This is a genomic window from Fortiea sp. LEGE XX443 (assembly GCF_015206815.1).
Taxonomy (GTDB): domain Bacteria; phylum Cyanobacteriota; class Cyanobacteriia; order Cyanobacteriales; family Nostocaceae; genus Nostoc_B.
Window position 1 is genome coordinate 1 of record NZ_JADEXZ010000041.1, and the last position, 26,978, is coordinate 26,978.

General features: G+C 40.2%; 24 protein-coding genes, 1 pseudogene and 1 riboswitch. Of the genes and pseudogenes, 9 read left to right on the top strand and 16 right to left on the bottom strand.

Features of this window, described 5'->3' with window-relative positions; genetic code table 11:
* From IQ259_RS15875 to IQ259_RS15885, 3 genes and pseudogenes are all read left to right on the top strand, one after another.
* Positions 1-93, top strand: a pseudogene (locus IQ259_RS15875) (IS5/IS1182 family transposase); the annotation flags it as partial.
* 287 nt (positions 94-380) lie between these two features.
* Positions 381-1,505, top strand: a complete 1,125-nt coding sequence (locus IQ259_RS15880) for a 30S ribosomal protein S1 (protein WP_193886440.1) — start codon at positions 381-383, stop codon at positions 1,503-1,505.
* A gap of 113 nt (positions 1,506-1,618) precedes the next feature.
* Entirely contained in the window at positions 1,619-2,353 is a 735-nt protein-coding gene (locus IQ259_RS15885) for an HAD family hydrolase (protein WP_193886441.1), read from the top strand.
* On the opposite strand, the gene IQ259_RS15890 is transcribed toward IQ259_RS15885, so the two are convergent.
* Complete coding sequence (locus tag IQ259_RS15890) at positions 2,342-2,734, bottom strand: pentapeptide repeat-containing protein (RefSeq protein WP_193886443.1); 393 nt, start codon at positions 2,732-2,734, stop codon at positions 2,342-2,344. The genes IQ259_RS15885 and IQ259_RS15890 overlap by 12 nt on opposite strands.
* A 350-nt stretch (positions 2,735-3,084) precedes the next feature.
* Here IQ259_RS15890 and IQ259_RS15895 point away from each other — a divergent pair, with 350 nt between their 5' ends.
* The 3 genes from IQ259_RS15895 (at position 3,085) to IQ259_RS15905 (ending at position 7,867) form a co-directional block, all read left to right on the top strand.
* Positions 3,085-4,323: a hypothetical protein gene (locus IQ259_RS15895; RefSeq protein ID WP_193886445.1), complete on the top strand. Its 1,239-nt coding sequence runs from the start codon at positions 3,085-3,087 to the stop codon at positions 4,321-4,323.
* 243 nt (positions 4,324-4,566) lie between these two features.
* Positions 4,567-5,028: a hydrogenase maturation protease gene (locus tag IQ259_RS15900; RefSeq protein WP_193886447.1), complete on the top strand. Its 462-nt coding sequence runs from the start codon at positions 4,567-4,569 to the stop codon at positions 5,026-5,028.
* Between the two features lie 67 nt (positions 5,029-5,095).
* Positions 5,096-7,867 (top strand): bifunctional acetate--CoA ligase family protein/GNAT family N-acetyltransferase, encoded by a 2,772-nt coding sequence (locus IQ259_RS15905; protein WP_193886449.1) that lies wholly within the window; start codon positions 5,096-5,098, stop codon positions 7,865-7,867.
* A gap of 82 nt (positions 7,868-7,949) precedes the next feature.
* Here the strand turns inward: IQ259_RS15905 and IQ259_RS15910 are convergent, their stop codons facing one another.
* From IQ259_RS15910 to IQ259_RS15930, 5 genes are all read right to left on the bottom strand, one after another.
* On the bottom strand, positions 7,950-8,138 hold the full coding sequence (locus tag IQ259_RS15910) for a hypothetical protein (protein WP_193886451.1): 189 nt from the start codon (positions 8,136-8,138) through the stop codon (positions 7,950-7,952).
* A gap of 848 nt (positions 8,139-8,986) precedes the next feature.
* On the bottom strand, positions 8,987-9,958 hold the full coding sequence (locus IQ259_RS15915; protein WP_193886452.1) for a DUF362 domain-containing protein: 972 nt from the start codon (positions 9,956-9,958) through the stop codon (positions 8,987-8,989).
* A 437-nt stretch (positions 9,959-10,395) separates the two neighbouring features.
* Positions 10,396-10,614: a toxin-antitoxin system HicB family antitoxin gene (locus IQ259_RS15920; RefSeq protein WP_100897403.1), complete on the bottom strand. Its 219-nt coding sequence runs from the start codon at positions 10,612-10,614 to the stop codon at positions 10,396-10,398.
* 4 nt (positions 10,615-10,618) lie between these two features.
* Positions 10,619-11,041: a putative toxin-antitoxin system toxin component, PIN family gene (locus tag IQ259_RS15925; RefSeq protein ID WP_193886453.1), complete on the bottom strand. Its 423-nt coding sequence runs from the start codon at positions 11,039-11,041 to the stop codon at positions 10,619-10,621.
* A gap of 291 nt (positions 11,042-11,332) precedes the next feature.
* Positions 11,333-11,893, bottom strand: a complete 561-nt coding sequence (locus IQ259_RS15930) for a leucine zipper domain-containing protein (protein WP_193886454.1) — start codon at positions 11,891-11,893, stop codon at positions 11,333-11,335.
* Between the two features lie 734 nt (positions 11,894-12,627).
* On the opposite strand from IQ259_RS15930, the gene IQ259_RS15935 reads away from it, so the two are divergent.
* Entirely contained in the window at positions 12,628-13,128 is a 501-nt protein-coding gene (locus IQ259_RS15935; RefSeq protein ID WP_193886455.1) for a fatty acid hydroxylase, read from the top strand.
* A 154-nt stretch (positions 13,129-13,282) separates the two neighbouring features.
* On the opposite strand, the gene IQ259_RS15940 is transcribed toward IQ259_RS15935, so the two are convergent.
* On the bottom strand, positions 13,283-16,402 hold the full coding sequence (locus IQ259_RS15940) for an MFS transporter (protein ID WP_193886456.1): 3,120 nt from the start codon (positions 16,400-16,402) through the stop codon (positions 13,283-13,285).
* A gap of 521 nt (positions 16,403-16,923) precedes the next feature.
* On the opposite strand from IQ259_RS15940, the gene IQ259_RS15945 reads away from it, so the two are divergent.
* Both IQ259_RS15945 and IQ259_RS15950 read left to right on the top strand, forming a co-directional pair.
* Entirely contained in the window at positions 16,924-17,136 is a 213-nt protein-coding gene (locus IQ259_RS15945) for a high light inducible protein (RefSeq protein ID WP_193886510.1), read from the top strand.
* A gap of 44 nt (positions 17,137-17,180) precedes the next feature.
* A complete protein-coding gene (locus IQ259_RS15950) occupies positions 17,181-17,384 on the top strand; it encodes a chlorophyll a/b-binding protein (RefSeq protein ID WP_193886457.1) in 204 nt (67 codons plus the stop codon).
* Between the two features lie 14 nt (positions 17,385-17,398).
* Here the strand turns inward: IQ259_RS15950 and IQ259_RS15955 are convergent, their stop codons facing one another.
* From IQ259_RS15955 to IQ259_RS15995, 9 genes are all read right to left on the bottom strand, one after another.
* Positions 17,399-18,523 (bottom strand): sensor histidine kinase KdpD, encoded by a 1,125-nt coding sequence (locus tag IQ259_RS15955; protein ID WP_193886458.1) that lies wholly within the window; start codon positions 18,521-18,523, stop codon positions 17,399-17,401.
* A gap of 22 nt (positions 18,524-18,545) precedes the next feature.
* On the bottom strand, positions 18,546-18,959 hold the full coding sequence (locus tag IQ259_RS15960) for a hypothetical protein (RefSeq protein ID WP_193886460.1): 414 nt from the start codon (positions 18,957-18,959) through the stop codon (positions 18,546-18,548).
* Positions 18,960-19,457, bottom strand: coding sequence for a Rab family GTPase (locus IQ259_RS15965; RefSeq protein WP_193886462.1), 498 nt, complete (start codon positions 19,455-19,457; stop codon positions 18,960-18,962).
* 3 nt (positions 19,458-19,460) lie between these two features.
* The gene (locus tag IQ259_RS15970; RefSeq protein ID WP_193886464.1) at positions 19,461-21,272 is read right to left on the bottom strand and encodes an OmpA family protein; all 1,812 of its coding nucleotides are present in this window, start codon (positions 21,270-21,272) and stop codon (positions 19,461-19,463) included.
* A gap of 78 nt (positions 21,273-21,350) precedes the next feature.
* A complete protein-coding gene (locus tag IQ259_RS15975) occupies positions 21,351-21,959 on the bottom strand; it encodes a hypothetical protein (protein WP_193886467.1) in 609 nt (202 codons plus the stop codon).
* 152 nt (positions 21,960-22,111) lie between these two features.
* Positions 22,112-23,449: an SLC13 family permease gene (locus IQ259_RS15980; RefSeq protein WP_193886469.1), complete on the bottom strand. Its 1,338-nt coding sequence runs from the start codon at positions 23,447-23,449 to the stop codon at positions 22,112-22,114.
* Between the two features lie 115 nt (positions 23,450-23,564).
* Entirely contained in the window at positions 23,565-24,209 is a 645-nt protein-coding gene (locus IQ259_RS15985) for a universal stress protein (protein ID WP_193886512.1), read from the bottom strand.
* A 169-nt stretch (positions 24,210-24,378) separates the two neighbouring features.
* A riboswitch (cyclic di-AMP (ydaO/yuaA leader) is annotated at positions 24,379-24,515 on the bottom strand.
* Between the two features lie 17 nt (positions 24,516-24,532).
* Entirely contained in the window at positions 24,533-25,372 is an 840-nt protein-coding gene (locus IQ259_RS15990; protein ID WP_193886471.1) for an ABC transporter ATP-binding protein, read from the bottom strand.
* Positions 25,373-25,477: 105 nt separating this feature from the next.
* Entirely contained in the window at positions 25,478-26,920 is a 1,443-nt protein-coding gene (locus IQ259_RS15995; RefSeq protein ID WP_193886473.1) for an ABC transporter substrate-binding protein, read from the bottom strand.
* Between the last annotated feature and the right edge of the window lie 58 nt (positions 26,921-26,978).

The following is a 26,978-nucleotide window of genomic DNA, read 5'->3' on the forward strand; positions in this document are numbered from 1 at the left end:
CGATTAGTTCGAGATTATGAGTTATTGCCCGAAACATCGGAGACGTTTATTTACCTTGCCATGATCCGGATCATGGTGAGGCGATTGGCATAAAATTTCACCACTCAAAACTTTTCAAACACCCTCTTAACCTGTCACCTATCTCCACCCATAAATTTTATTGTGTCCGACTACTTAACTGCCTTCTATCCTGGAGAAGATTGCAATATCCTATATGTTTTGTGATATAATTTCCTATCTGGAAGATAATATGTGTTAACACTAGCTTTCTGAGCTAGGATGAATAAGGGATGTAAGTGTACACTGCTCTTCAGTGGCCTGCATATACATCACGATTATGTCACAAACTTTACGGAGACTAGAACCAGGAACAAATCAGCATGGTCAATCAGAACATAACCGCTACAGAAATTGGATTTACTCACGAAGATTTCGCTGCTCTACTTGACAAATACGACTATCACTTTAGCCCTGGAGATGTTGTACCAGGAACGGTTTTCAGTATAGAGCCGCGCGGCGCTCTGATTGACATCGGTGCTAAAACCGCAGCATATATACCCATACAAGAAATGTCTATCAACCGGGTAGATAGCCCGGAAGAAGTATTACAGTCAAACGAAACACGAGAATTTTTTATCCTCACCGATGAGAACGAAGATGGTCAGTTGACCCTTTCGATTCGGCGTATCGAATATATGCGTGCTTGGGAGCGTGTGCGACAGTTGCAAGCAGAAGATGCAACTGTTCGTTCTGGTGTATTTGCGACAAACCGTGGTGGTGCGTTGGTACGCATTGAAGGATTGCGCGGTTTTATCCCTGGTTCCCACATTAGTACCCGCAAACCAAAGGAAGAATTGGTAGGCGAAGAACTACCCTTGAAGTTTTTGGAAGTAGACGAAGAACGTAACCGCCTAGTACTATCTCATCGTCGAGCGCTAGTTGAGCGGAAGATGAACCGCCTCGAAGTTGGCGAAGTAGTAATTGGTACAGTCCGTGGGATCAAACCTTACGGTGCATTCATCGATATTGGTGGTGTCAGTGGACTGCTGCACATCTCGGAAATTTCTCACGAACACATCGATACACCTCATAGCGTGTTCAATGTCAATGATGAAGTCAAAGTTATGATCATTGATTTGGATGCAGAAAGAGGTCGGATTTCCTTGTCTACCAAGCAGTTGGAACCCGAACCTGGCGATATGATTAAAAACCGTGATTTGGTCTATGATAAGGCCGAAGAAATGGCTGCTAAGTATCGGGAGCAGATGTTAGCTAAACAACAAGGCATCACCGTAGCACCAACATCTGAAGAAGTTGTCGCAGAGGAAGACATCCCAAGTGCGACTGAAACTGAAGAAGAGATTCCAGCAGCGATGGAAGAAGAGACTCCAGTTGCTGTGGAAGAAGAAACTCCAGTTGCTGTGGAAGAAGAAACTCCAGTTGCTGTGGAAGAAGAGACTCCAGTTGCGATGGAAGAAGAGACTCCAGTTGCTTTGCAAGAGTAAGACAAATTGAGTTATCAGTAAGTAAGTGTATTAAAGCCTAAAAAAAGAGGGTAAATCCCTCTTTTTTTATTGGTCATTACCAATTTTGAATTTTTTTAGCGGGGTGAAAAATTTTGGTAACTATTAAATGTAAAAACATCACTTTTTCTAATATTCAGGCCATTTTCTTTGACAAAAATGGTACTTTAGAAAACTCAGAAGTGTATTTGCGATCGCTTGGACAAAAAGCAGCACGGATTATCGATGCCCAAATTCCCGGAATTGGTGAACCATTATTAATGGCCTTCGGTATCAACAGTGATACCATCGATCCGGCTGGTTTAATCGCGGTAGCTAGTCGCCGAGAAACAGAAATTGCAGCGGCGGCGTATATTGCTGAAACTGGTAGAGGATGGTTTGAATCTTTAAAAATAGCTCGTCAAGGTTTAGACGAAGCAGAAAAATATCTAGAAAAATCTCCAGCACCAATTTTTACAGGTAGCTTGGAGTTGTTGCAGTCCTTGTCAGCAGGCGGATTGAAACTTGGTATTATATCGGCAGCGACAACAGCAGATGTCAAAGCTTTTGTAGTACGACACAAACTGAGTGATTACATCCAAGCGCAAATTGGCGTGGATGATAGTCCTAGCAAACCAGATCCGGCACTATTTTTGCAAGCCTGTCAAGTTGTGGGAGTAGAACCAGACACTGCACTCATGGTAGGAGATGCCGTTGGCGATATGCAAATGGCGCGGAATGCCAAAGCCGCAGGTTGTATTGGGATAACTTGGATTGGAAAATCAGATCACGTTCAAGGTGCGGATGTGGTGATTCATCAACTTGATGAAATCCAAGTTTTAGGTTTCTGATTTTATTTGTATCCCAGCCTGAACTGGATCAAAATTTGGGGGAAAATGAGTATTGCGATCGCAGTCAGCTTTTTCTAGTTTTGCGCCTTGGAGATTAGCTTGGCGAAAATTAGCTGACATCAATAATGCTCCCCGCAAATCAGCATCTGTGAGATTAGCTTGAGAAAGATCGCAATAGCTGAGGTCTGTGCCTCTGAGATTAGCACCTCGAAGATTAGCCCCACTCAAGTCAGCATAACTGAGGTCTGCACCTTTGAGGTTAACCTCTGGCAAGTCAGCATCACCAAGTTCGGCTCTGATAAAATTCCGTTGTCCCTGAGCGTAATTTTCTAAAAGAGTAGCCGCTGTATTAATGGGCTGTTGATAATTTATTTCAGACATAAAACAGCCTCACATATTTTTCTTCAAATTTATCATAGAACTCCTAATAGACAAAAACAGGACTTACGCAAAATTATGGAAAAACGAACCGCAAAGGACACAAAGGACACGAAGTTAAGAGGGTTTCAGAGAGTTATTGCGTAAGTCATAAAAAATACAGGATAAATTGCATCAATTTATCAAAATATCGAAATAGTAATTTATAGAAAGTTTCTCATTCCTCACAAGTTCCTCAAATTTTTTGTATAGGTTCAAAAGTTGAGCTATCAATAGCGATCGCCTACGGCGGCGGGTACGCCATCGCATTTTAAATTTGCAAATTAACAACTAATTTTTAGGAGGGCAAACTTATGCCATCCCTGAATTTAATAGCAGTTTTCAATCCATCGAATTATTGGCGAAGTGGCTACGTAACTATGCCTTGGCAAGGAATTGCCCAAGAATTTCAAATTTCTCCAAATAAACTGGTATTAAGCGACCTGCGTGACTTTTCGCACACACCAATACCATCTCAAATTGACCGAGTTGATCCAGAGGACTCATCCCGCGATACTTTGGTTTTTTCCCTACCTAATCCAATTCCTCCTGGTTCGGAAGATGGTGTATTAGCCTCAACTTTTCTACGAGCAGATCAAGGTACACCCATACCATCCAAATTGGGCGAACCTTATCTGGAAGTGGTTTATGGTTCAGATCGGCGGGAACGGGGAGTCAGACTTGTTAATAACCGCTTGATTGTTTGGTTCAATTTAATACCTGCACCGGAAGATGATGAACACAATTGGTTTTCTGGTTCAGCTACCAGCGTACAGCTAGATCATCAAGAAGTTCTCGATCCGTTCCCAGCAGCTAAAGGTGAATGGCTTGGTCAAGACCCAGAAAAGCGTTGTCTGCAAGTGAGTGAAATCCAACTACCAGGATCGCTTTATCCTAAGTCTCCGCAGTATCAAGTTTCTTTGTTCAATCATGCTTATCGATTAGTTGCCCAATCTAGCGGCCCGGTACGAGCCAGTATTACTATTGCCTCAGAACCCTTTGACTATATGGGCGTTGACCCAGTTACAGGTAGCAACCGCCATTTAATATGCGAATTGTACCGAGTAATTAGCTTGTATACTGGTGCAGACTACTTAATTGAAGAACTATTTATTAAAGGTAAGCCCAAAGCAGAAGAAGATAGAATTCCTAATACTCCCGAAGTCGTCAATCTTCCCTTTGGACTGCACTACTTTGCCCACATGAATATGGGACAAACACAAGACATTGAGCAAGTTTTCCCTGTACCTGATTGGTTTGCTGTGGGTTCAACTGCACCACCTTATGCAGCTTATGGTTTAGCGACAAATTTACATATAGATGCGATCGCTCATCCCCACGGTGGTCATCCTAGTCACTTTTCCTGGCATTTATTACCAGGTAAGTCTGCTAAGTGTCTACATCTGTTCATGCGTGGTCAGCCACACGGTTTTGATGCACGGGTTGGTCATTTTTGGTATGAGTTGATTCATCAACCTCTGAAGGCAGAAATTTATCAGGATGCTGAGGTCGAAGGTCTAATAAGCAAAAGCAAATTAGTACCTGTTTTTTGAACTCACCCTAACTGCTTTCTTTAGGCTGTACATACAAGTCTCTTAATTGGCATTGTTAATGTATCACTCTGCATTGTTAATGTATTGCTCTGTATGATTAATGTATCGCTCTGCATTGTTAATGTATTGTTCTGCATGATTAATGTATCGCTCTGCATTGTTAATGTATTGCTCTGCATGATTAATGTGTTGCCTTGCGATAAAAAATACACCTGATGTGTTTTATTTTCTAATCCAACAAACATGAATGCAACTGTCATGGTAATTGGTTACGGTAATGACTTGCGTAGTGATGATGGCATTGGTCAAAGAATAGCTAATGAGATTGCTGCTTGGCATTTATCTGCGGTAAAAACTCTAGCAGTTCATCAACTGACCCCCGAACTAGCTGATGTTTTGGCAAATGCAGAATTGGCAATCTTTGTTGATGCTTGTGTACCTTCAGAATCTTTTGATGTACAGGTGCAATCACTCTCACCTTCTGATGAAAATACGATCGCTGGTCATACATCTGATCCACAATCACTCTTAGCTTTGACTCAAACTCTCTACGGTCATTGTCCACCTGCTGTGTCGGTGACAGTACCGGGAGTTAACTTTGAATTCGGCGATTGCATCTCGCAAATTACCGAAACTGGTAAAGCGATCGCACTGGGAAAAATTATCCAAATTCTAGACAAGTTTAAAAGTTTCTGGATGAAATGAAAGGTTTGCTGCACTCAATCATAGACTGATGACAAAAGCTTTGACTCAGCACTATTCAGGAGAATTGATGCAGAAATCTCTTAAGTCAACAAGCGATCGCGCCTTTGATATCTTGCAAACAGAGAAGCTCAATCCCCTTGATGCTATCTTTGCACCGCAGACCGTAGCTGTGATTGGTGCTAGTGAAACTGCGGGTAGTGTGGGACGCACTCTGTTATGGAACTTAATTAGCAATCCGTTTGGGGGAACTGTTTTCCCTGTCAATCCTAAGCGACACAGTGTTTTGGGAATTAAAGCCTATCCGAAGATTTCAGATATACCCGAAGTCGTGGATTTGGCGGTGATTGCTACACCAGCATCAACAGTTCCGGGGATTATTGCTGAGTGTGTAGATGCAGGTGTTAAAGGTGCGATCGTTATTTCTGCTGGTTTCAAAGAAGCTGGTGCAGATGGGATTGCTTTAGAACAGCAAATTCTTGCCGAAGCTCGTCGCGGTAAAATCCGCATTATTGGCCCCAACTGCTTGGGAGTGATGAATCCACTCACTGGCTTAAATGCTACCTTCGCCAATGCAATGGCGCGTCCTGGTAATGTGGGTTTTATTAGTCAAAGTGGCGCATTATGTACGGCGATTCTGGATTGGAGTTTTCAAGAAAACGTCGGTTTCAGTGCGTTTGTTTCCATTGGTTCCATGTTGGATATCAATTGGGGTGACTTGATTTACTATCTTGGTGATGATCCGCAGACAAAAAGTATTGTGATTTATATGGAATCGATTGGTGATGCGCGGTCTTTTATTTCCGCAGCACGAGAAGTCGCACTCACCAAACCAATTATTGTAATTAAAGCCGGTCGCACAGAAGCAGCAGCCAAAGCCGCAGCTTCCCATACAGGAACGTTGGCTGGTAGTGATGCGGTGTTAGATGCAGCTTTCCGGCGCTGTGGGGTGCTACGTGTTAATAGTATTTCTGACTTGTTTGATATGGCGGAGGTGTTGGCAAAACAACCCCGTCCCAAAGGTTCGCGCTTGACAATTTTGACCAACGCCGGAGGGCCGGGAGTACTAGCTACTGACGCATTGATTGAAGCTGGCGGCGAACTGACATCAATTTCACCAGAGGCGATCGCATCATTCAACCAAATATTACCAATGCACTGGAGCCACAGCAACCCCATTGATATTTTGGGGGACGCTGACCCCCAACGTTATACCAAAGCTTTGGAAATTGCGGCGAATGATCCTAATAGTGATGGCTTGTTGGTCATTCTCACACCCCAAGCCATGACCGATCCCACTCAAACAGCTGAACAATTGAAACCCTATGCTCAAATCTCCAGTAAACCCATTCTTGCTAGTTGGATGGGGGGAGCAGAGGTTACGGCTGGTGAAACTATTCTGAATCGCTATCGTATTCCCACTTATCGTTATCCCGATACGGCGGCGAGGGTGTTTAGTTATATGTGGCAGTCTAGCTATAACCTAAGCGGTATCTACGAAACCCCCGTTTTACCAACCGTTGATGCTAACTCAGATATACCAGACTGGAAATTAGTCAAAAATATTATTTCTCATGCTCGTGATCACGGACGAACGATTCTTACAGAGTTTGAATCTAAACAAATATTAGCAGCCTATGGCATCCCAGTTGTAGAAACTTGTGTCGCTAAAAGTGAGGATGAGGCTGTTGAATGTGCTGATAGTATTGGCTATCCAGTCGTACTCAAACTTTATTCCCACACGATTACTCATAAAACCGATGTCGGTGGTGTGCAGTTAAATATCCGCGATGCTGAAGCAGTTAGACAAGCTTATCGCTCTATCGCTGAGTCAGTTAGAGAGAAAGCTGGTGCAGAGAATTTCTTGGGTGTAACAGTACAGCCGATGGTAAAAATAGACGGCTACGAACTGATTATTGGTAGTAGTCTTGATCCACAGTTTGGATCAGTGCTGTTATTTGGTGCAGGAGGACAACTAGTAGAAATATTTCAGGATAGTGCGATCGCTCTTCCACCCCTAAATACTACCTTGGCGCGGCGAATGATGGAACACACCAAAATTTACAAAGCGCTCAAAGGTGTCCGGGGACGGCAAAGTGTGGATATGGCAGCCTTGGAACAATTGATGGTAGCATTTAGCCAGCTGGTAGTAGAACAGCGGTGGATTAAAGAAATTGATATCAATCCCTTGCTGGCTATTCCCCCAACTTCCTTAAATCCTGGAGGTTTGATTGGTTTAGATGCGCGGATTGTCCTCCATCCACCAGATATTCAAGAAGAACAACTACCCAAGTTAGCAATTCGACCTTATCCCAGCCAATATGTTGCACAGTGGACAATGAAAGACGGTACACAAGTCACAATCCGTCCCATTCGTCCAGAAGATGAGCCGTTGATGGTGCAGTTTCACCAGACACTCTCAGAAGAAAGTGTTTATTTTCGCTACTTCCACCTAATTAAGCTGAGTCAGCGCATCACCCACGAACGACTTACCCGGATTTGCTTTATTGATTATGATCGCGAAATGGCACTAGTAGCAGAATACCAAGACCCACAAACAGCAGCGCAGAAGATTTTGGCAGTGGGTCGATTAAGCAAACTCCACGGCACTGATGCCGCAGAATTCGCTATGCTGGTGAGCGATCGCCATCAGTGTCAAGGTTTAGGTACAGAATTGGTAAGGCGCTTGCTGCAAGTCGGTCGTCAGGAAAAAATAGCCCGGATCACAGCTAACATTCTGGCTGATAATTACGGTATGCAAAGAGTTTGTGAAAAACTAGGCTTTCAGCTTGAACCTACGAGCGACTCAACTGTAATGCAAGCTGAAATTGCTTTGCAATAAACACAGCCAATTCAATAAAAAGCGCCGCTAAAAACACTAGCGGCGCTTTTTATTAATGCTTATGAACTAAAGTGAGCGTAGGTTACTCTGAGCTTTTTTGCAGTTTATATGTCAGGGGTTGCTGATAATTTGGTACATTATCGGAAGAATAATGAGCGATGACAAATAGAGGTAGGGTTAAGGTTAACAGAGCGATCGCGGTTCCCACAAGGTCTGCCAAACGATGGGAATATGTATCGGTAGGGTTGACAGACTGGCTATTTGAATCCATACAAATTTGAAATTTTTCAACTCACTTGATAAGTTTTATCTCTCGGAGAGAGTCTTGATGCTATTGTAGCGATTTTTTACTGTCTACTGTGTAGCAGTCAAAAACGCGAACCAGTTTGACAGGTGTCATAACAATAATTTTATCTCCGACCATATTGATACAAAGTTCCAGAAACACATTTCGGAATTATTTAAGTAACTAATATGTTACAGTTCCTTGCTATGATTTGCCATCTTTTGGTTAAGTGCAGGTTAATGAATTGCATCAAAAACTACATTTCCTCTTTTGTACATAGATTAATTAGTAACTTATATTTAGAGTAATCAAACTTATTATAACATCTATAAATACTTGATAAAGGCTGGTTTTACAGATTTAGATGATTTTACTCAAAAGCAATGTCTACCGCAATATTACTGATTAGCTTGAGTTTTTTCACCACTTAACTAAGTCGAACAAACATCAGATTAGAATTCACTTACCATTAGGTAATGAAAAAATTGAGCATCAAAAATTTATTCAAAATTAGCATACAAACATTTACTAATTTAGACATTAGCAATTCCGCGATCGCACGAAGAACAGATTTTTTAATTCACCATAATAGTGTTATGTAATATTACTTCGGGTTTGTCAATCTATATATAGATAGAGTCAAAATACCTTGATAATGATAGAGAGCGATCGTTAAATATTCCTGATTTCCGACTAATAACTAAATCAACATTTGATGACAAATGAATTAAATAAAAAACCGCCACTAGGTTATGGCGGTTGTCTGGTTAAGCAATCGGAGGGTAATTAAAGCTTACTCTGTGAGTTTTGCAATTGTTGTAGCAGATTCTGCACTAACTTCTACCATAGGCATTCATCGGTTCCTTGATAAACCGAATATAAAGGTGTTTAAAGGTAGACTTAATGACGCGGGGCATAGCAAAATCAATTGGCATTAACTTATCTGGTAAGCGCCAATCTTGGATTTGCAATAAATCAGGATGTAAGTTAGGAAACTCAATTTCATCTAGTTCAGGACAAACCCCCAGTCTTTGGGAAGCAGCAACAGTAGGAACTTGCTGGGGTGAAACATTGAGGACTTCCACAATAGCCCTATCTAGGGCAAATACATTTGATGCTGCTGCTAAAATACCTAAATTGCGAGGTTCCCCACCGCTAGGGCCATTACCTTCATGACCAATAATGCCATCTAAAATCGTTAAATCGGGGTTAATTGTCTTAGCCGTTTCTACTAACATTTCTCCAAAACGGTTAGCATCTTTCCCTGCTTCCATATGCCACCAAGCTTTCATTTTACCGGGAACGCAACCAAACAAATTTTTCACACCCATTGTTAAAGTCAGTTGCATGTGTGATTTAACTTTAGGCAAATTGATAATGACATCAGCTTCCATCGCCTCTTTACACAGTAGCAAATGGTTGAAATTTTCACTGACTGTTTGGTAACGCTGTCCATGAAATTCAATGATGGGAAGATTGAGTTCTTGGGTTAGAGGTTGATAACCATTAGCAATGGCAACACCTTTAGCGCTACCAAAAGCGGGACTATCCCCTAAAAAAGGTTTACCACCGGCTTCTATAACCATTTTGGCAACTTCGTAAACCAGTTCAGCACGAGTAGTACATTCTTTGGTAGGACGTGCGCCGGTGAGGAGATTAGGCTTGAGTAATACCTTTTGTCCTGGTTTGACAAAAGCAGCCATTCCCCCAAAGGGTTCTAGCAAAGTAGTTAAAGATTGCCGTAAAGCTTCGCTTTCGTAAGACGTAGCCCTGATTAAGCTGACGGATGGTTTGTAAGTCTGCATGGATAAATAATTGCGTTGAAGATGGAATAGGAGACAATAAGGCTGTGAATATCGCACAACACTTTACATAATATTAAATTTCTCCCACGGAAGCTTAAATTTAATATTTTTCAGTCTCATTTCACGAAATGCGGAAATTAGTTTTATTGGCTTGTAGTTATAAAATTTATGCTTAATTAAAAAGCAAAATCAGCATCTGTCTTAAGAGATATTTTTTGCAGTTTCATCTTTTTCTAAGTATTTTTTGGGATGAGTTATGCAAAAATGATGTTGATTAATTGATACATTTCAATGTGTGCAATTTCAAGAAACAGTGTATTTACTTAGTTTAAATTTATATCCTTGCGAAGAGCGTGATCAAAATGGTTTATTACGCATCGAATGCTTTACTAAGGCGATCGCCTTCGGTGAGTACTTGCATCATCGCCCTAGAAGCTCTATTCTGTCAGAGCATCAAGTTTAGCCAGTATTCTTAAGCCTTCTTCTGGGTTACCAGTTGCAGCCATTGCTTTAAATCTTGTATGGGCATCAAATTCTGCTAAAGCTATGGTAGAAAGTTCTTCAATCAATTTGTTGACACTGATGCCTTTGGCTTGAGCAAGTTCTTTCAATCTATTATGCTTATCGTCTGGTAAACGAATAGTTAAAGTTGCCATTTTTTTAACTCCTAATAATTTCTTCGGGTTTTAATATTGATAGGTTAGGAAATAACAATTCAGCATTTTGGAAATCTTTGATATTGTGAGTAGCAATAATTTGAGCATTTCCCGCAACAGCTAATTCAATTAAGTGATTGTCAGCTTCATCTTTTAAATTAGGTCGCCATAAATAGTAGATATAAATCCATTGACTTACACTCATCAACGATGCAAGTAAAGCAGAAATTTCTTCACTAGTTAAAGGGCATTTGTCAATAATTTCTGATCGTTGAATGACTGACTCATACTCAGAAAATAAGGCATTTGCCATCAAAGGCTGATATTCACCTTTTAAGCAGCGTCGAATAAGTTCTCTACTCGACCCTGTAGAGCTAATCAGCGCACTAATAAAAACGCTGGTATCAACTACAATTTTAATCGCCATTTAATTATGATAGTATATATGCTATCATAAAACCGCCCGTCAAAAAATTCAAAAGCGATCGCTCTTGGTACTCCACTATGGGCGATGTCTACAACGGGTTACGCCTACGCACCCGAAAGAAATAATCATACTCTTGTAAAGGCGATCGCTTTAAGATATCGTAAATCAGGTTTTGCAACTCGCAAATCAAGTAAGTTAGGTTTATGACTGATAAACCAGCGAAGCGATCGCATCTGTTAATTCAGCGTTACCTGAGAGGCTGAATTAACCCTGATGATTGGCGATTAATATCTATTCATTCCAGAGGCGTTCTAGTTGATATCGCCAAGTGGCTAACACTTGTTCTCTAGCCTCTAAAGATTGGTTAATTTCACCCATTAAGCCTTCTGCATAAAATCTGTCTAAGTTTTGCATTGTGGCTTGCAGAGATTGTCCTTGTTGTTTTGCTGCTTGGATAATTTGGCGGAGGCGGTTTTCGATGAATCGATTGAAGACATCATTTAAACCAGCTTTGTGTAGAGATACAAGTCTAGCGATCGCATTGGCAAAATCTGCACTTACTAATGTACCACTGTTATGATGATATACTCCCCACACCACCTCGTCATAGATGGCGTAGCGAGTTTCTTGAGTTTCATCAAAATTCGCTTCTAAAAGTTGTGCTAAAAATGCTTCAGCCTCTTGTAGGGGTATAATTGGCAACAATACTCGCAGCCAAGTTTGGTCTTCTGACAGCAGTACTAGCAGTCTAAAACTAGATGAGTCTATTTGCCAAGATCCAGGTGCGATCGCATTAACTTCTTGTGTCCCAAATAATTCTGTCAGTGTTGCTGCAATTTCTTCAGGTGTCATAGTCTAGATTTGAGCTTCACCATCTAGGGTAACGCTTTCATGTATCAAGACTGCTGAGTAATTGATTTACTTCTGTCTCATAACTGATTTTAACCACCAAACACCAAAATATGACTAAGCACGAACCAGGTGCGATCGCCATCTTCCGCTACGCTACTTAATTATCAATAATTTATTTTCCATATAAAGTATTATCAAACACATAAATTTCAAGGCGTATTTTAGTGAAATGTTCTAAAATTATGTATTTGCTACTTGACCGTAAAACTATTTTCTCCAGGATTTAAAAGTATAAATTAATTCTACAGTTTTATATTTTATGCTGTATGAATAGCTCAAAACTCAAGCTCAATGGCTTTTAATCTAGGCTGAATAACTTTGAAAAAATCTTAACCTAAATTTGTACTAATTTTAACTCATCCTTTGCTCATGCGGTTTGTCTTAGTAAGAAGATTGTGAGGTAATACTGATAAAATACACTAAATCTATCAATTTTTAGTTGTATTTATTGTTCAATCTAAGACAGAAGTCAAATAGGAGTTGCTCATGCCATTAACTGATTTCAGAATTTTACATTAATAAAACTTTTAAATGAGGCGTACTTTGAGCCTAACTAACTGTAGACCAAAAGAAAGGCAAGAAGTTGCTTGCACAGTAGAAAAGGTGTCTACGCTTCAACCATCATATTTGAATTTTTTTGTGTGCTTTATTTTGATTGAACGTGAGGAATTAAAATGTTTGAGGCTATCGTTGTTGCTTGGTTATTACTGTTTTTTGGTGACTTTTTATCTACATTTTTTTACCACATACCTGAGCACGTTTTTGGTAGCCTCCACTTGAGAACACATCACTCTTGGAAGAAAGATTTTCGTCACTATGCCATATTAACCTTGAATCTTCAGGTGCTGTTAGATGGTATTTTAGGAGCTTTGCCTTATTTAATTATGGCAGTTATTCTTTGGTCTTTCTCTCCAATTGGCGTGATTTCTGGACTGCTATTAGGTCAGTTTCATGTGTGGTGGAGACATGTTAGTATTTTGGGTTGGCAAACCCCAAATCTCATCAATACTGTGTGCCAAATGCTATTCATTACAACTCCCGAAAGACACTGGTTGCACCATCATAAAACTAACCTGGGTTTTGGCGATATTTTTAGTTTCTTTGAGCAACCTGCACAAATTTGGTTGCGATGGCTGCGTCTTTTAAGGGTACGTCTGCGTTATTCGCGGATTTAGTTAAGTAGTCGGACACAATTCATCGGTGAGGAGAGGGGACAGGGGACAGAGGACAGTCAAAAATATGTGTAATTAATTCTGTCTGATTACTTAAATCTCATAAAAAAGCCTCCCATGTGGGAGGCTAAAACTTCAGCGGAGACAACTTGTTAGCCTACACAACCAAAACAGCGATCGCTCCACCCAATGCGGCGAAAATTGCGGAAACGAGAGCTGTAGCAAATAACCACCAAGCGGCTGAGGCGGCGGCTTTGCGGGTTTCTTCTGCTTGCCGTTGGGCTTGATGCTTCACCTCTTGGAGGCGGCGTTGGGCTTCGTGTTGCAGGCGTTCTGCACGTTGCAAAACTGTGTTGCGAGCGCGTTCGATTTGGTCGATGATCCTGTTAGCATCTTCCTCGGAGATATCCTCACGAGAACTCATAATTGCGACTAGGGTATCACGGTTGAATGCAGATAAGCGATCGCGCAAGGAATCAAATCCAGCCTGGGGATCTTCAAATAACTGGCGAACATCATGCTTAACTCCATCATAGTTGAGTTCTGGGCGATCCAAGGAATTGAGATAGTTGCGGATGCGAGCAAAAATGCCGTCAATTACATCCTGAATCTGCCGTTGGATACCCCGGACTTGCTCTACAAATTGCTCGCGTACCGAGATTATATTATCAGCAATTCTGCCTGCTTCTTCATCACTCATGTCTTCTCGAATCTTCAGCAAGGCGATGATTGTCGAACGATCAAAATGAGCCAAGCGATCACTCAAACTTTCCACTCCTACCCGTGGATCATGCAACAATAATTGCATGTCACGTTTAATTCCTTCTGGGTTGAGTTCTTCTTTACCAGTTTGCCGCAGATATTCTTCTAAATATGCTTTGAATGTTTCCATTCTTTGCTGTGTCCGGGTAGCAAGACGGCGAGGCGCACGGACAAAATTGCGAATGGATGTTTGTACAGAGTCAATAATTTCGTTGACTTGTGCTTCACTCAAGTCTCGACGTTGACTCAACAACTTGACTAAAGTATCTCGGTCTACTTGCGATAACCGCCGACGCAATGCTACGCTTCCCTCTCTGGGATTTTCAAACAGGCGATTTAAATCCCGCTGAATTCCTTCTGGGTTGAGTTCTTCCTTACCAGTATTGCGGAGGTAATTGGCGATCGCAGTTGTCACAGAGTCGTATTGTTCTTTCGCTTTATCTGCTACAGCTTGGGGTGCATGGCGAATACTGTGCCACGAATCTTCAACTGTATGAATAATCCGATTAACTTGTTCTTCGCTCAAATCTTGACGCTGACTCAACAACTGCACTAAGGTATCGCGGTCAAAACGAGCCAATCTGGCGCGAATAGCAGTCATTCCACCTTGGGGATCTTCCAATAATCTTTTAAGATCCGCCCGAATCGCATCAGGGTTTAATTCAGCTTTACCCGTGTTACGCAGATATGATTCGACATTCAACCACAGAGTTTCCGCTTGATATTTTGCCTGTTCGGCTAATCCTTGAGCTTCAACTAAAACGCGATCGCGCTGTTTTTCCAATTCATCTAAAATCGGTTCTACTTCATATACTTGAATATCGTTGCGTTCTAGCAGGATTTTTCGCATTTCCTGACGGTCAAGTAGCGCCAATCGTCGTGATAGCGTTTCATAATCTGCATCGGGATCTGACAACAAAGGATGGAACTCCCGTTCAATTCCTTCAGCAGTCAAATCTGATTTCGGTGTCACCAGGAGATAACTTTCGACTCGCCGTTGCAAGTCTTGGGCGATTTCTCTTTCTTCCTCGGCTGTGACTGTCACTAAAACTGATTGACGCACAACTTCTAGTCGATCTACAATTCGCTGAATTTCGGCTTGGGTGAGTAATCCCCGCTGTTGCAGGATATTGACAAAATCGTTGCGAGAAAGGCGTTCTAGTTCTCTTTTAATGATGCCAGGATCAGCGGCTGGATCATAGATGACATCACGAAATTCTTGAGCGATTCTTTCTGGACTTAGTTGCCAAGCAAAGGTGTTATGCAGATAGTTTTCCACATCAGCACGAATTGGGCTGTAGGGTTGGGATGGCGTGGGTAGTCCTAGTTTATCTGCTTGTTCTGTAACTTTGTCTTTGGCAGTAGAAAGCGATCGCCAGATTTTTTCTACATCTAAATCTGACAAATCAGTTCTTCCCAACACAATACCAGTTAAGGCAGATAACCCTTGTTGGAGTGTCTGCTGAATTAGTCCAGGGGCTACTTTTTGGTCAGGTTCCTTAGAGGAACGAGTTTCAGCAATTAACTGTTCTAGTTTGGCGTTCAGTTCCTCGGTTCTGGTTTGTCCTGGTGGTAAAGATTTGAGATAGTCAACTAACTCACCTAAACGGTCTTGGCCAGGTTGCTGCTGACCTACTGCCTGTTGCCAAACACTGTATAATGTATCAGATATACGCTTAACGTCTCGTTTAGAAAGGTCTGTGCGGCTGCTGACTAAATCGATAAATTTTTGGCGGTCGATGTTGCGTAAATCAGGACTACCAGCAATCGCTTTGAGTTGAGGATCGTTGAGTAACCTTTCAAATTCGCCCCGAATTCTCGATATATCTAGTTCGGGAGGACGCAGCTTTTCGATGTAATCTTCGATATTTTCGCGGATGCTAACCGGATCGATGGCACTGCCTAATTCCCGACGTACTGCGGCGGCGGCGGCTTCTGCGGTTGCAACTACCTGGTGATTAACAGCTTTAGCCCCCAAAGCGGCGGTAGCGGTTCCCATAATGGCTTGAAAACCAGAGGTAGCGGTATTAACCACTGAACCGACTAAGGAACCTACGGTGGTGGAACTTACCCATACTAGTAATAAAAAGTATGCACCCCAAATTACTAAGCCGAGAATTGCGCCTAATCTGGGGTCAAAAATTACTAGACTTAATTTTACTGCTAAGAAACTAGCTATTAATAAGGCGATCGTCACAGTGATTAATGTCCAAATTCCCACTGCTGTGCCAATTTTGCGAATTGTGCCACCCAAACTGCCAGCCTCTCCATGACTTGAATCTGAGTCGGAGGGATGCCCAAGGTAGGAAATACCGGCTGCAATGGAGAGATTGGTTAGGACTAGTTGAAAAGCAAAAGCCAAAATCACTCCGGAGATTAAGGCGACAAAAAAGCGTGGGCCGGAGGTAAGAACCGATGCCTGCGCTGGCGTGATGTTTGAGGGATCTACAATAGTTTGTGCTATCCAAAATAATGGTTTGTAGAGTCCCAACATAATTCCCGTACTTTGAATCATTGTATTTCCTTCTTCTAAAGTTTAATTTTGGAGGGATTTAAGAATGGTGTGAGCAGTAACTATGTATTTATGTCTGTAATTATCGCCATACCTAACTCTCGTAGATATCAGAATCCTGGAATTTAGGCGATTTCTGCATCCATCTGAAGTTTGAATAATATATCTAGCGTCGGATAGAAGTTTAGTTATCCGAGAGATTAATTTTTTAGATAAATTATTGATTTACTGCATCAAAAGCCTGTTCTTCGTTAGCTTTTAACAAGTAATTTATAACTAATAAATAACCATAGATTAATGCGATTTCATTTTAGCTTTATCACAATTTATCTAACAGTAGTTTACATTTATTTACAAATATGATTTTTATCACCCTCTCAAGGTGGATATGTTTACACTTACGAATTTTTGTTAATCGTCCACAAGAAGTGCCTATGGTTTGTACCTACAGGCAGAAAGCATTCTAGTTATAAATAGTTAACTTAAAGTTAAGCAGCGAACAAATGAATTAGGAAGAAAAAATGATGGAAACTCGTGAAACTCGTCCGTCTACTGATTTACCACCTACCGCCAAAGCATACAATGGCCGCGATCGCAATGAATTTCTCTTTGGTTGGACTCCTCAAGCAGAACTTTGGAATGGTCGCTTGGCCGCAATTGGTTTTCTAGCTTATTTACTTTGGGATTTAGGTGGTTACAGCGTTCTTCGTGATGTTCTGCACCTAATTGGTTACTAGAGAATTAAATACTAAAAGTTAGCTTGATTTGAGAGGAAAAAACAATGGAAACTCGTCCTTCTACAGACTTACCAGTTGTTGCACCAGAATACAATGGCGTAGACCGTAATGCCTTTCTGTTTGGCTGGACTCCCCAAGCCGAAATTTGGAATGGCCGTTTTGCAATGATTGGCTTCCTTGCTTACTTACTGTGGGATTTATTAGGGTATAGCGTTCTGCGGGACGTACTGCACCTAATTCGTTATTAATCATCAATGAGGTATTAATTCCTCAGTTGTGATGCTCTGGGAAGGCGGAACCAAAATTTGGCACCGCCTTCTTGACGTGGTAAATAACCTATATCGCCTCCCCAACGCTTCACAGTCATCCGACAAAAATAAAGGCCAAGTCCAACTCTACCTGAGTGATTTTGACTTTGGGAAAACTTTTGAAATAAATTCTCTACCATCTCTGGTGCTACACCCGTTCCCTCATCATCCACACTCAAGACAATAGATTCTTTCTCGGCTTGCAAAGTAATTGTCACAGTTGATTCTGATGGACTGTGGCGATAAGCATTTTCCACAAGATTTGTAATTACTCGATCTAACCGCGATTGATCACCAACAACTTTCCAGTCTGCTGTCAGATCAACATCGGCAGCCAGTTGTAACTGTTTACGACTCACTGCAAAAGTAGAGTTAAAAAGCTCGATTACATCTTGTACAGCAATCAAGATATCTGGTGCTGTATCAATATCTATTGTGAAATTTTCTAGTGACTGCACCTCAGCAGAAAATGTCTCTAAAACATTCCTAATTAGCATTTCTTGTTTGATGGATTGCTTTCTAGCGATTTCTAAGTGTTCTTTGCCTTTAGATGTCAAGTTCTCAAATTCTAGCAAAGCTAAACAGCAATTTATCGCACTTAGTTGTCCTGCTATATCGTGAATAATACAATTAATTAATACTTCTTTTTTTTGATTATCTTTCAATAATTGCTGATAAACTAACTGTTGTTCTCTGCCTGTCTGGATGAGATGCTGCTTATATTTAAATTTCTCTTCTGATAATTCAATTAGCAAAATTTTACTATCATTTATGCACATGGCATGAGCTTCAAGCTGTTCTTCATACCCATGCAAATTTTTTTCACTCCATATATCAGAACTCACCTTACCAATGCTATTGCTATGCCAAAATTCCTCTGCATCAAATAAAAAATTTTCTAAAAAAGCAAATTCCTCTTGTGGAATCAGCATATTCATCCCAAATTTTAATTTTTGGCTACAGAAATGCCTCAACCAATTAGGTACTTTAGAAGTAATTCTAAATAATCCAACATCAATCCTCTCTAAAACTAAAATATTTAGTTCTAAAAATAAATCCGATAATATAGTAGTACTCATAAAATAAAATAAATATACAAATTTATTCTCTAGGTTGTTGATTTACTAATTTAGTAGACTTTTCTTGTAACAGGCTGGCATGATTGATTTCTTGTTGCATCACAGAGAGGTGTTGTTCATCTACAATACTATCTAATAACAACACCCAATCTCCTTCTTCTGAGGCAAAGATATGTATATCTGCACAAATACCAGTCTCGGTTTTGATAAAGGGGAGAAACACAGAAGAATCATCTAACGGTAGTAAACCTTCTAGAAAGAAAATCTGCTCACCTATTTGCGCTCCTTTGCAGAGATTAGTAATGCCATACTCTGTAAGCTTACCACCCCAAGCCAAGAGACAACCGTCTTTGCTGACGAATAAATAGGCAAGCGATCGCTCTTCTATCATAAAGTTTAGAATATAGGTAACCACAGCATGGGGAATATCTACCATTTATCCGTTCAATATTTTACTAGCAAGAGTTTGAAAAACTTCTTCAATGCCCTGTCCACTTTTAGCACTAGTTTTAATAACAGTCCAATCTTGCTGGAGAATAGCATCTATTTCATAAGTTTCAATTTCCCATTCATCTGTCATATCCCACTTGTTCAGTACTAAAATAAAAGGAATTTTACCAATGCTTTCCTCTACTTTAATTTTCAGTTGAAAAGCTTTATCGAGAGTAGTCCGTCGAGTTCCATCTACTACTAATACGTAACCAGATGAACCCCTAAGATAAGACATACGTACTTTTTGAAATTCGTCTTCTCCATAGAGATCCCAGAGGATAAGGTTAATTTGATTGCCTCTAATTTCTATAGTTTTTTTATCAATTTTCACACCTACTGTAGTCAAGTATTTTTCCGAGAAAATACTATGCACAAACTGTGATATTAAACTTGTTTTACCTGTAGCAAATGCACCCACCATGCAAATTTTTTTTTGAAGCATAATTTATTTAGGTTTATCAATAATGGATATTTGAAAAGACACTCTACGATTTAACATTTTAGCTTCTGATGTTAATTCTGGACGGAAGGGCAAGTTAGAGCCTAGAGCCACAAGTTTAAATTTATTTGGATTAATTTTTTGAAAATTTAAATAAGCTAATATTTTATTAGCACGTGCTTGACTGAGTAATAAATTCTCTCGTTCTGTGCCAGTGGTATCAGTGTGTCCTCTGATTTGAATTTGGACATCGTGATCTAAAGATTTGGCAGTTTGTAAAAGCCTTTGCACAATTTTAGCTAAATCAGGTAGCTTGTTAGTTTCTCCAGGAATAAAGTCAGTTTTGCCTTCGGAAAATAAGAATATTGTTTGTTCAATTTGCTGTTTAGCTAACTCTAGTTCTCTAAGTTCACTTATTAACAGATTTTTGTCCTGAAATTGTGTCACTCCTGGTACAAAACGCCATAATTTCTGTGCTGCTAAAATCCATTTTTGTGGTGCGTAACCAATAGCAGAAAGAACACCGTTATTGTCAACTTTTAGTGAAACAGTTGTTGGTGGTTGGAGGATTTTTTCAGTTCTTTTGGTTAGTAATTGTGGTTCCAAAGACAAATAAGTTTGCCATTGGCCAATAACTGTTTTAGGATTGAGATTTGTTTGTTGTATCAGTGTGTTAGGGTCGATTGCTAAAGGATCGCGCATTCCCAAAATAAAATGCTTGCCATTGCGATGTTGAGTATTAATCACAACAATTCCTGGCTGAGAGTCAAGTTTTTGAATGTAGGTTTGCCAACGAATGTGTTCTCTAATGGTAAAAAATCCCCAAATTCCACCAGCGATCGCCACTATACCTAATAACGCCCAGGCATAAGTATAATTTTGCTGAGATGCAGATTTAAACTTAACTGTTAAGCAATTTTCTAAATAAGCTTGACTAGGCTGAAACGGTTCTGTTTCTCCGACAAACTCATGGAATTCTGTGCCTAGTTTGAGATGAATTTTCTCAATTGCATCTTGAAAAACTTGCCGTAATTCTTGCGGAGGTTTACCGCGAATAATCCCTGCTAATAATGCTTGTGGCCCTTCTTCAATCCAAATCGTCAGTTCGCCAAATCGCAAACTACGTAATGTATCTTCTTTTTGGACGCTAAAAGAATCTTTGACAAAATCTTGAATTGCTGTCAACATCGCCGCTACCAAATCTGGATCTTGAACAGCTACTTGCTTGGTTATGACATGATGCAGCAATAAACCAGTTTTTTTATGAATCAGAAATATTTGTTCTACGCGGTAAACTAAAGTCCGCAGCAAGACAATTTCAGCAAATGATTTCCCTGTGCGTCGTGCTTCTAGCCTCCACTTAAAACTTTCTGGCGACAAGCTATGTTCTAGGGTTTGATTCAGCGATTGCATCATCTCATCTAAAGCAGTGGCGATCGCTTTTCGGGTGGCTGGGCCAATCACAGGAAAGAATGCTTCTGAAAGCACATTTTCATCTCGGCTGACAGAGGCTTGAATCGCTTCTTCAACAGTTGAAACAATGGATTCTACCAGTTGTTTATCTTGCTTGGAACGCAAAACTACTGCTTCTGGAAGCAAGCGACTGATATCTTCTGGTTGAATTTGGGGGTTGTTTAATCGTTCATATAGCTTATTAAGTTGAGTAGGTTCAACACCAAGTAAGACACTGCGAAGTAAACTGAGTTCGTCACTCAAGTTTGCTTCTTGATTTGGAGAATTTAAGTTAGAAGATTGATCGTTATTGGTTTTAGCTTCAGATGATATTTGAAATTTTTGCTTCGGGGAATAGTCATTCATTACCCAAATCCCCTAATTCTTATATTAATATACAGTCACATTTTGTTAAAGATACTAAAAAGAGACTTAACTTAAAATTCAAGATTTATTGTCCGTGTTCAGCCGCATAGCTAATTCTGTGAACAAAGCAGCCAGTTTAGAACGATCTGTTTTATCTTTATGCAGTTCTTGGGTTTCTCGTTTTAGCAAAACCAAAATTTCTTCATATTTTTGTTGAAGATCATCTTGTAAACTTTTGGATTGGTTAAGTATCTGTTCACGTAATTCTCGTTGACGATTAGTAGTTTGCTCGTCAAACTGAGTAATTTTATTTTCTAAGGATAAAGTAACATTTTTTTGCTCTTCCGAGAGCGATCGCACGACAGTCTCCCGTTCCGTTTGCTCTTTCTTCAGCCGTTCTGCTAAAGAATCAACCTCTTGTTTAACATACATTTCTAAAGCATCTAGACGCTTTCTGCCTTCATCCCGCATATTAGTAATTTCAGTAATCAGACGTTCTTCTAAGCGTGCAAACCTTTTGTCAACTTCACGTATCTGGCTGCCAAACAGAATATCTCTAACTTTATCTAAGTTGTTGCTTTCACCGATCCCATTAGTACTAAATTGCAGCTTATTATTTTCTGAATTCCCCCCCCCTTGCCTTGGCTCTACCGCATTATGATTGATGTATTCTTCAGGCGGGTTCATACGTCTTATCCTTTTTGAGGCTGAATTTGGTTTTGCCCTTATATTTATGATCCTACATTTGGAGCTTGGACAAAACCATACACCTAAGTATATTTGAATACACTAAAAAATAGCCATCCTAAAGATAGAGATATGTCGTTTTTGTGCGCTTCCTAAAGGAGAAACCGAACTAACACATACAATGCCGAGGTTAGCAGTTGCAACAACATCACGGGGATACCGTATTTCAGAAAAGTTTTAAATGAGATGCGGCGACCGTGCTGTTCAGAAATTCCAGCTGCAACTATATTAGAAGATGCTCCCACAAGTGTGCCGTTACCACCCAAGGTTGCACCGAACATCATGGCGTAAAACAGTGGTAAAACTTCAGGAGGAAACTGTCCTTGAAAGTCTTGTGCTAAAACTTCTGCTGGCGCTAATCCAACGGTGACAAGATATTGTTTGAGTAAGGGAACCATCCCTACTACTAAGGGAATATTGGGAACGACGCTAGATAATATTCCTACGAGAAATAATAAAACTAGTGAACCCAGCACAATATTTTTACCTAAAATAGCAGCAAAAATTCCCGATAAGGAATTAATTACACCTGTTTTTTCCAATCCTCCAATTAGCACAAAAATACTCATAAAAAATATTAATGTACTCCAGTCTACATCGCGCAATATATTGTTAACTGTATCAATTCGGCTTTGATGAGATAGTAGCAAAGCCAAAGCTGCTCCTAATAATGCTACAGCCGCAGGTGAAATAGGAATTGGCAAAGATTCCCCGATCACAAAAAATATTAATACAAAGGCAATAATTACTGCACCCACAATTAAAACTCGTGGATGATTGATTTGTGGATGTGGCAATTCTTCAAGATTATCTAATTTGGTACGCCAAATCTTCCGAAATAGAAATGGTAGTGTTGCTATGACTGTGATAACTGCAATTACACCTCCTAAACTTAATTGCCATAAATAATCTGTAAAGCTGATATTAATAGCATCTCCAACAATAAAGGTTGCAGGATCACCAACTAATGTTAATAGACCAGCACTATTAGCAATAAAAACCATTAATATAAGTAATGGCACAAAATTTATGCCAATTTCTTCTGCCATTGGTGGAATTAAAGGTGCTAATAATATGACTGTGGTTGCATTGGGTAACACAGCACAAATCGGGGTAACAATAGCCACAATACTCAGTAATAAGCGTTTGCCATCACCTTTAGCTAATATGACTATTTGAGTTGCTAAATAATCAAATATTTTGGTAGGCTCAAATGCCCGCACCAGAACCATCACACCAAAGAATAAACCTAATGTTCCATAACTATTGCCAATATAAGCAACAGCTTCTTTTAAAGTCATGACATTGCTGAAAACTAGTAACAATGCTCCTAATAAAGCAGCAATAGTCAGATGTACCCATTCTGTCATGATTAAGATAATTACACTCAAAAATGTGAAAATGCTCAGGATAGCTTGCCAGTTTTCCACGTCATGCCTCTTGGGGTTGGATTATTTGCATACTACTGAAAAAGCCACCTGAAGTATAGGTGACTTTTTTACAAATCTTTCTTTATTCAAAAATAACTACTATTTCTTACAGCAGTTATTCATCAATGCCATTAGGTATACCCAAAATAGCACAAGGTAAATCAAAACCTAGTGTCTGAATAATTGGATGATGAATAGATTTACAACCTAGGAATAAAACATCAGCCGCTTCTGATTCTACGACTTTCGTTAGTTCTGTAGCAACGTTACCAAACCGCAAATGCGATTTAAAAGAACCCTGCCATTCCTCAGCTAAACTTCGTGCTTGCCAAATAATTCGATCTGCTTGTTCTAGAGGCGCTACAGTTTGTTTTTGTAAAGTTTGTGTAATTCCCTTGAGTTTTGGTTGAGTTAATGCGGGTGTAGCAGACTGAAATACATCAATTACTGGAAATTCCAATGATGAGATATGAGTAGCCCAATTAACTTTATCCAAATACTTATTACCCTGATTTTGTTCTACTACATAAACGGCTTGTACTGTAACTTGCTGATTTGTAGCTAAACGCGTTTGATGAGCAATCCAACATGCAATATCTAATGCTGTGTGGCTGTTGGGTGAAGCATTATAAGCAACAATTAAGTTGATTGACTTTGCTGTTTGAAAATTTGTAGAATAAGTTTTTTTTGGCTCCGGTATTAATACCATTTGCTCAACTAAATCATCTCTACCTATGGCGCTTTGTAGGCGCACTAACATTGGCTTAATGTTCACAGTTTAACTTCTCCTAAAGGGAACGAATGACGAATGAGAAGCAGGGTAAATGAAAGCTGAAGTTTGAAATATAAATTCATCTTTTAGCTTTCATTGTTTATCCTTTCCTTAAAGAAACCCCAATAACAACTGCTATGACAGCCAAAGTGTTGGGAGTTCCTTCCATTGCCGACGGAGTTAGCTGACGGGCTAAGACTGGAAGGTGTCTCTCTTGAAGATTAGCCCCTAATATTTGGTTCCTCCGTTCCAAAATCATGTTTTTGCTGAAATTGAATTAGGCAACCCACTAAAAGAAATAATAGACTAAATTACTCATTTTGCGTGAAGTATTTATCAAGAAAATTCAAGGCATAATTACGCAATTCAAAATATTCTTTGGAATTACGCATAGCAGCGCGATCGCGTGGATGTTCAAAAGGTACTTCTAAGATTTCCCCGATATTAGCTGCTGGCCCGTTAGTCATTAATACGATGCGATCGCTCATATAAATGGCTTCATCAACATCGTGAGTAATCATCATCACGGCTTGTCGATTATTTTCCCAAATATCTAATACTTGCCTCTGTAATTTACCTCTAGTTAAAGCATCTAAAGCTCCAAAAGGTTCATCCATCAGCAACATTTTTGGACGAATTGCTAAAGCTCTTGCAATCCCTACTCGTTGTTTCATCCCTCCAGAGATTTCATCAGGATACTTATCTGCTGCCGGGGTTAAGTTTACCATTGCCAAGTGTTCGTTAACAATGCTAATTTTTTCAGCGCGATTTGCATTTTTTAACACTTCATCTACAGCTAGACGGATATTTTCTCTGACGGTTAACCAAGGTAATAAAGAGTAATTTTGAAATACCATCATCCTTTCTGCGCCTGGCTGACGAATTTCTTTACCATCTAGCCGTACTGATCCAGAAGTTGCTGTTTCTAAACCAGCAACAATTTTTAACAAAGTTGATTTACCACAACCAGAGTGACCAATTACGGAAATAAATTCATTTTCCCTAATAGTGAGATTCACACCATCAAGAACAACAAAATTATCTTTATCTGGTGTCGGATAAGACTTGACTAAATTTTCAATTTCTAGAAAGTTAGTCCGAGACATAACTTGCTGATCAGTATCTATTGATGTTGCTGTATATTTAGTCATTAAAAACTCCTAAAAAACTTGAACTATTTCTCTGTTAAAAGGGAACAGGGAACAGGTGACAGGGAACAGGCTTGAAAGTCTTTACTCAGCATTCAGCACTTTGTTCTAAGACAGAAAGAAATGAAGGGGAGATTTTGCTCTAATTTCAAAACTATTGAGATAGCCTACGGGATTACTAGGGTCAAAGCCTTTTTTGTCAATAAATACTTCTGGCGGTTCAACTTTGTAATCATCTTTGGGACACTCAATGCCCATCTCAGATGCTATCTCTCGATAAAGGTCTGTTCTCCAACCTTGTTCAGCTAACTTTTCCGCATTTTTGGGAAATTCTTTGATTTGTCCCCAACGAGCGGCTTGAGTCATTAACCAAATGCTTCTAGATTTCCACATAAATGTGGCGTGTTCGCCTGGCTGTTTGGGCAAATTATCGGGAATATCATAGAAAATGGTGGTATCGGCTGCTTTGATAGTGCGGTCTTTGCCATCAAACCCACCGTAGTTGTAATTACCCAGAATTCCTGGGGCTGTAAATTTGGTGAGGGAAGTACCTTTATTTTTTGGACTAGCGCCTGTAAAGGAACGGTCTGTCAACAGTTCTGCGACTTCTTGGTGATTTTCTGGTTGGCTGCAATACTGACAGGCTTCAATCATCGCTTTTACCAGAGAACGATAAGTCTTGGGATATTTTTCGATGAATGATTCCATCACACCCAACAATCTATCTGGGTGTCCTAACCAGACTTCTTTACCTTGAGCGAATGTAAAGCCGATGTTTTCGTTACCTGTTATTGCTCTGGTATTCCAAGGTTCGGCTACCATGTAAGCTTGCATTGCGCCAATTCGCACGTTTGTCACCATTTGAGGCGGTGGGACGATGATGACACGAAATTCTTTTAAAGGATCAACACCCGCTGCCGCAGATATATAACGAACAAAATACTCGTAAATTGCGGAACTTAATACTACTGCCCAAACTTTATTTTCTGGTGATTGCTTGTGAAAGTAGGAGCGGAAATCTTTGCCAAATGCTTCTAACGCACCGTCGCCATATTGTTGTTGATATTCATACCACGGACGCAACCCAAAATCCCACATGGCTTTGTTCATAGTCATGGCATTACCGTGATGGTGAATTGTCATGGCTGCACACAAAGGGGCGTGGCGTGCGCCTTCCGCCCCAATTCTGGCGTTGGTGACAGCACCAGATACCACAGGGGAAGCATCTAAACGACCAAAAACCAGACCGTCGCGGGAAGTTGCCCAACTCGCTTCGCGGTTGAGTTTGACGTTTAAACCATACTTGCGGAAGAAGCCTTTTTTCCAGGCGATCGCAAATGGCGCACAATCATTAACGGGAACGTAACCAACGGTAATATCAGATTTCTCTAAGTCTTGAGATTTGACTACTGGTTTTACCGCTAAGGCTTCTTCTGTTAGTCCTGATGCCGATTTATCTCCAGAAATTCCACAGGAAGATAGGGCAATTCCAGCGGTTGTTGTTCCGATTCCTAAGAGAAAATCTCTTCTAGTCCAGTTATTATCACCCATTTTTGTAACTCCACTAGTGACTAATCTTTTCTATTTCGCGTCAAGGTGCAAAGATAAC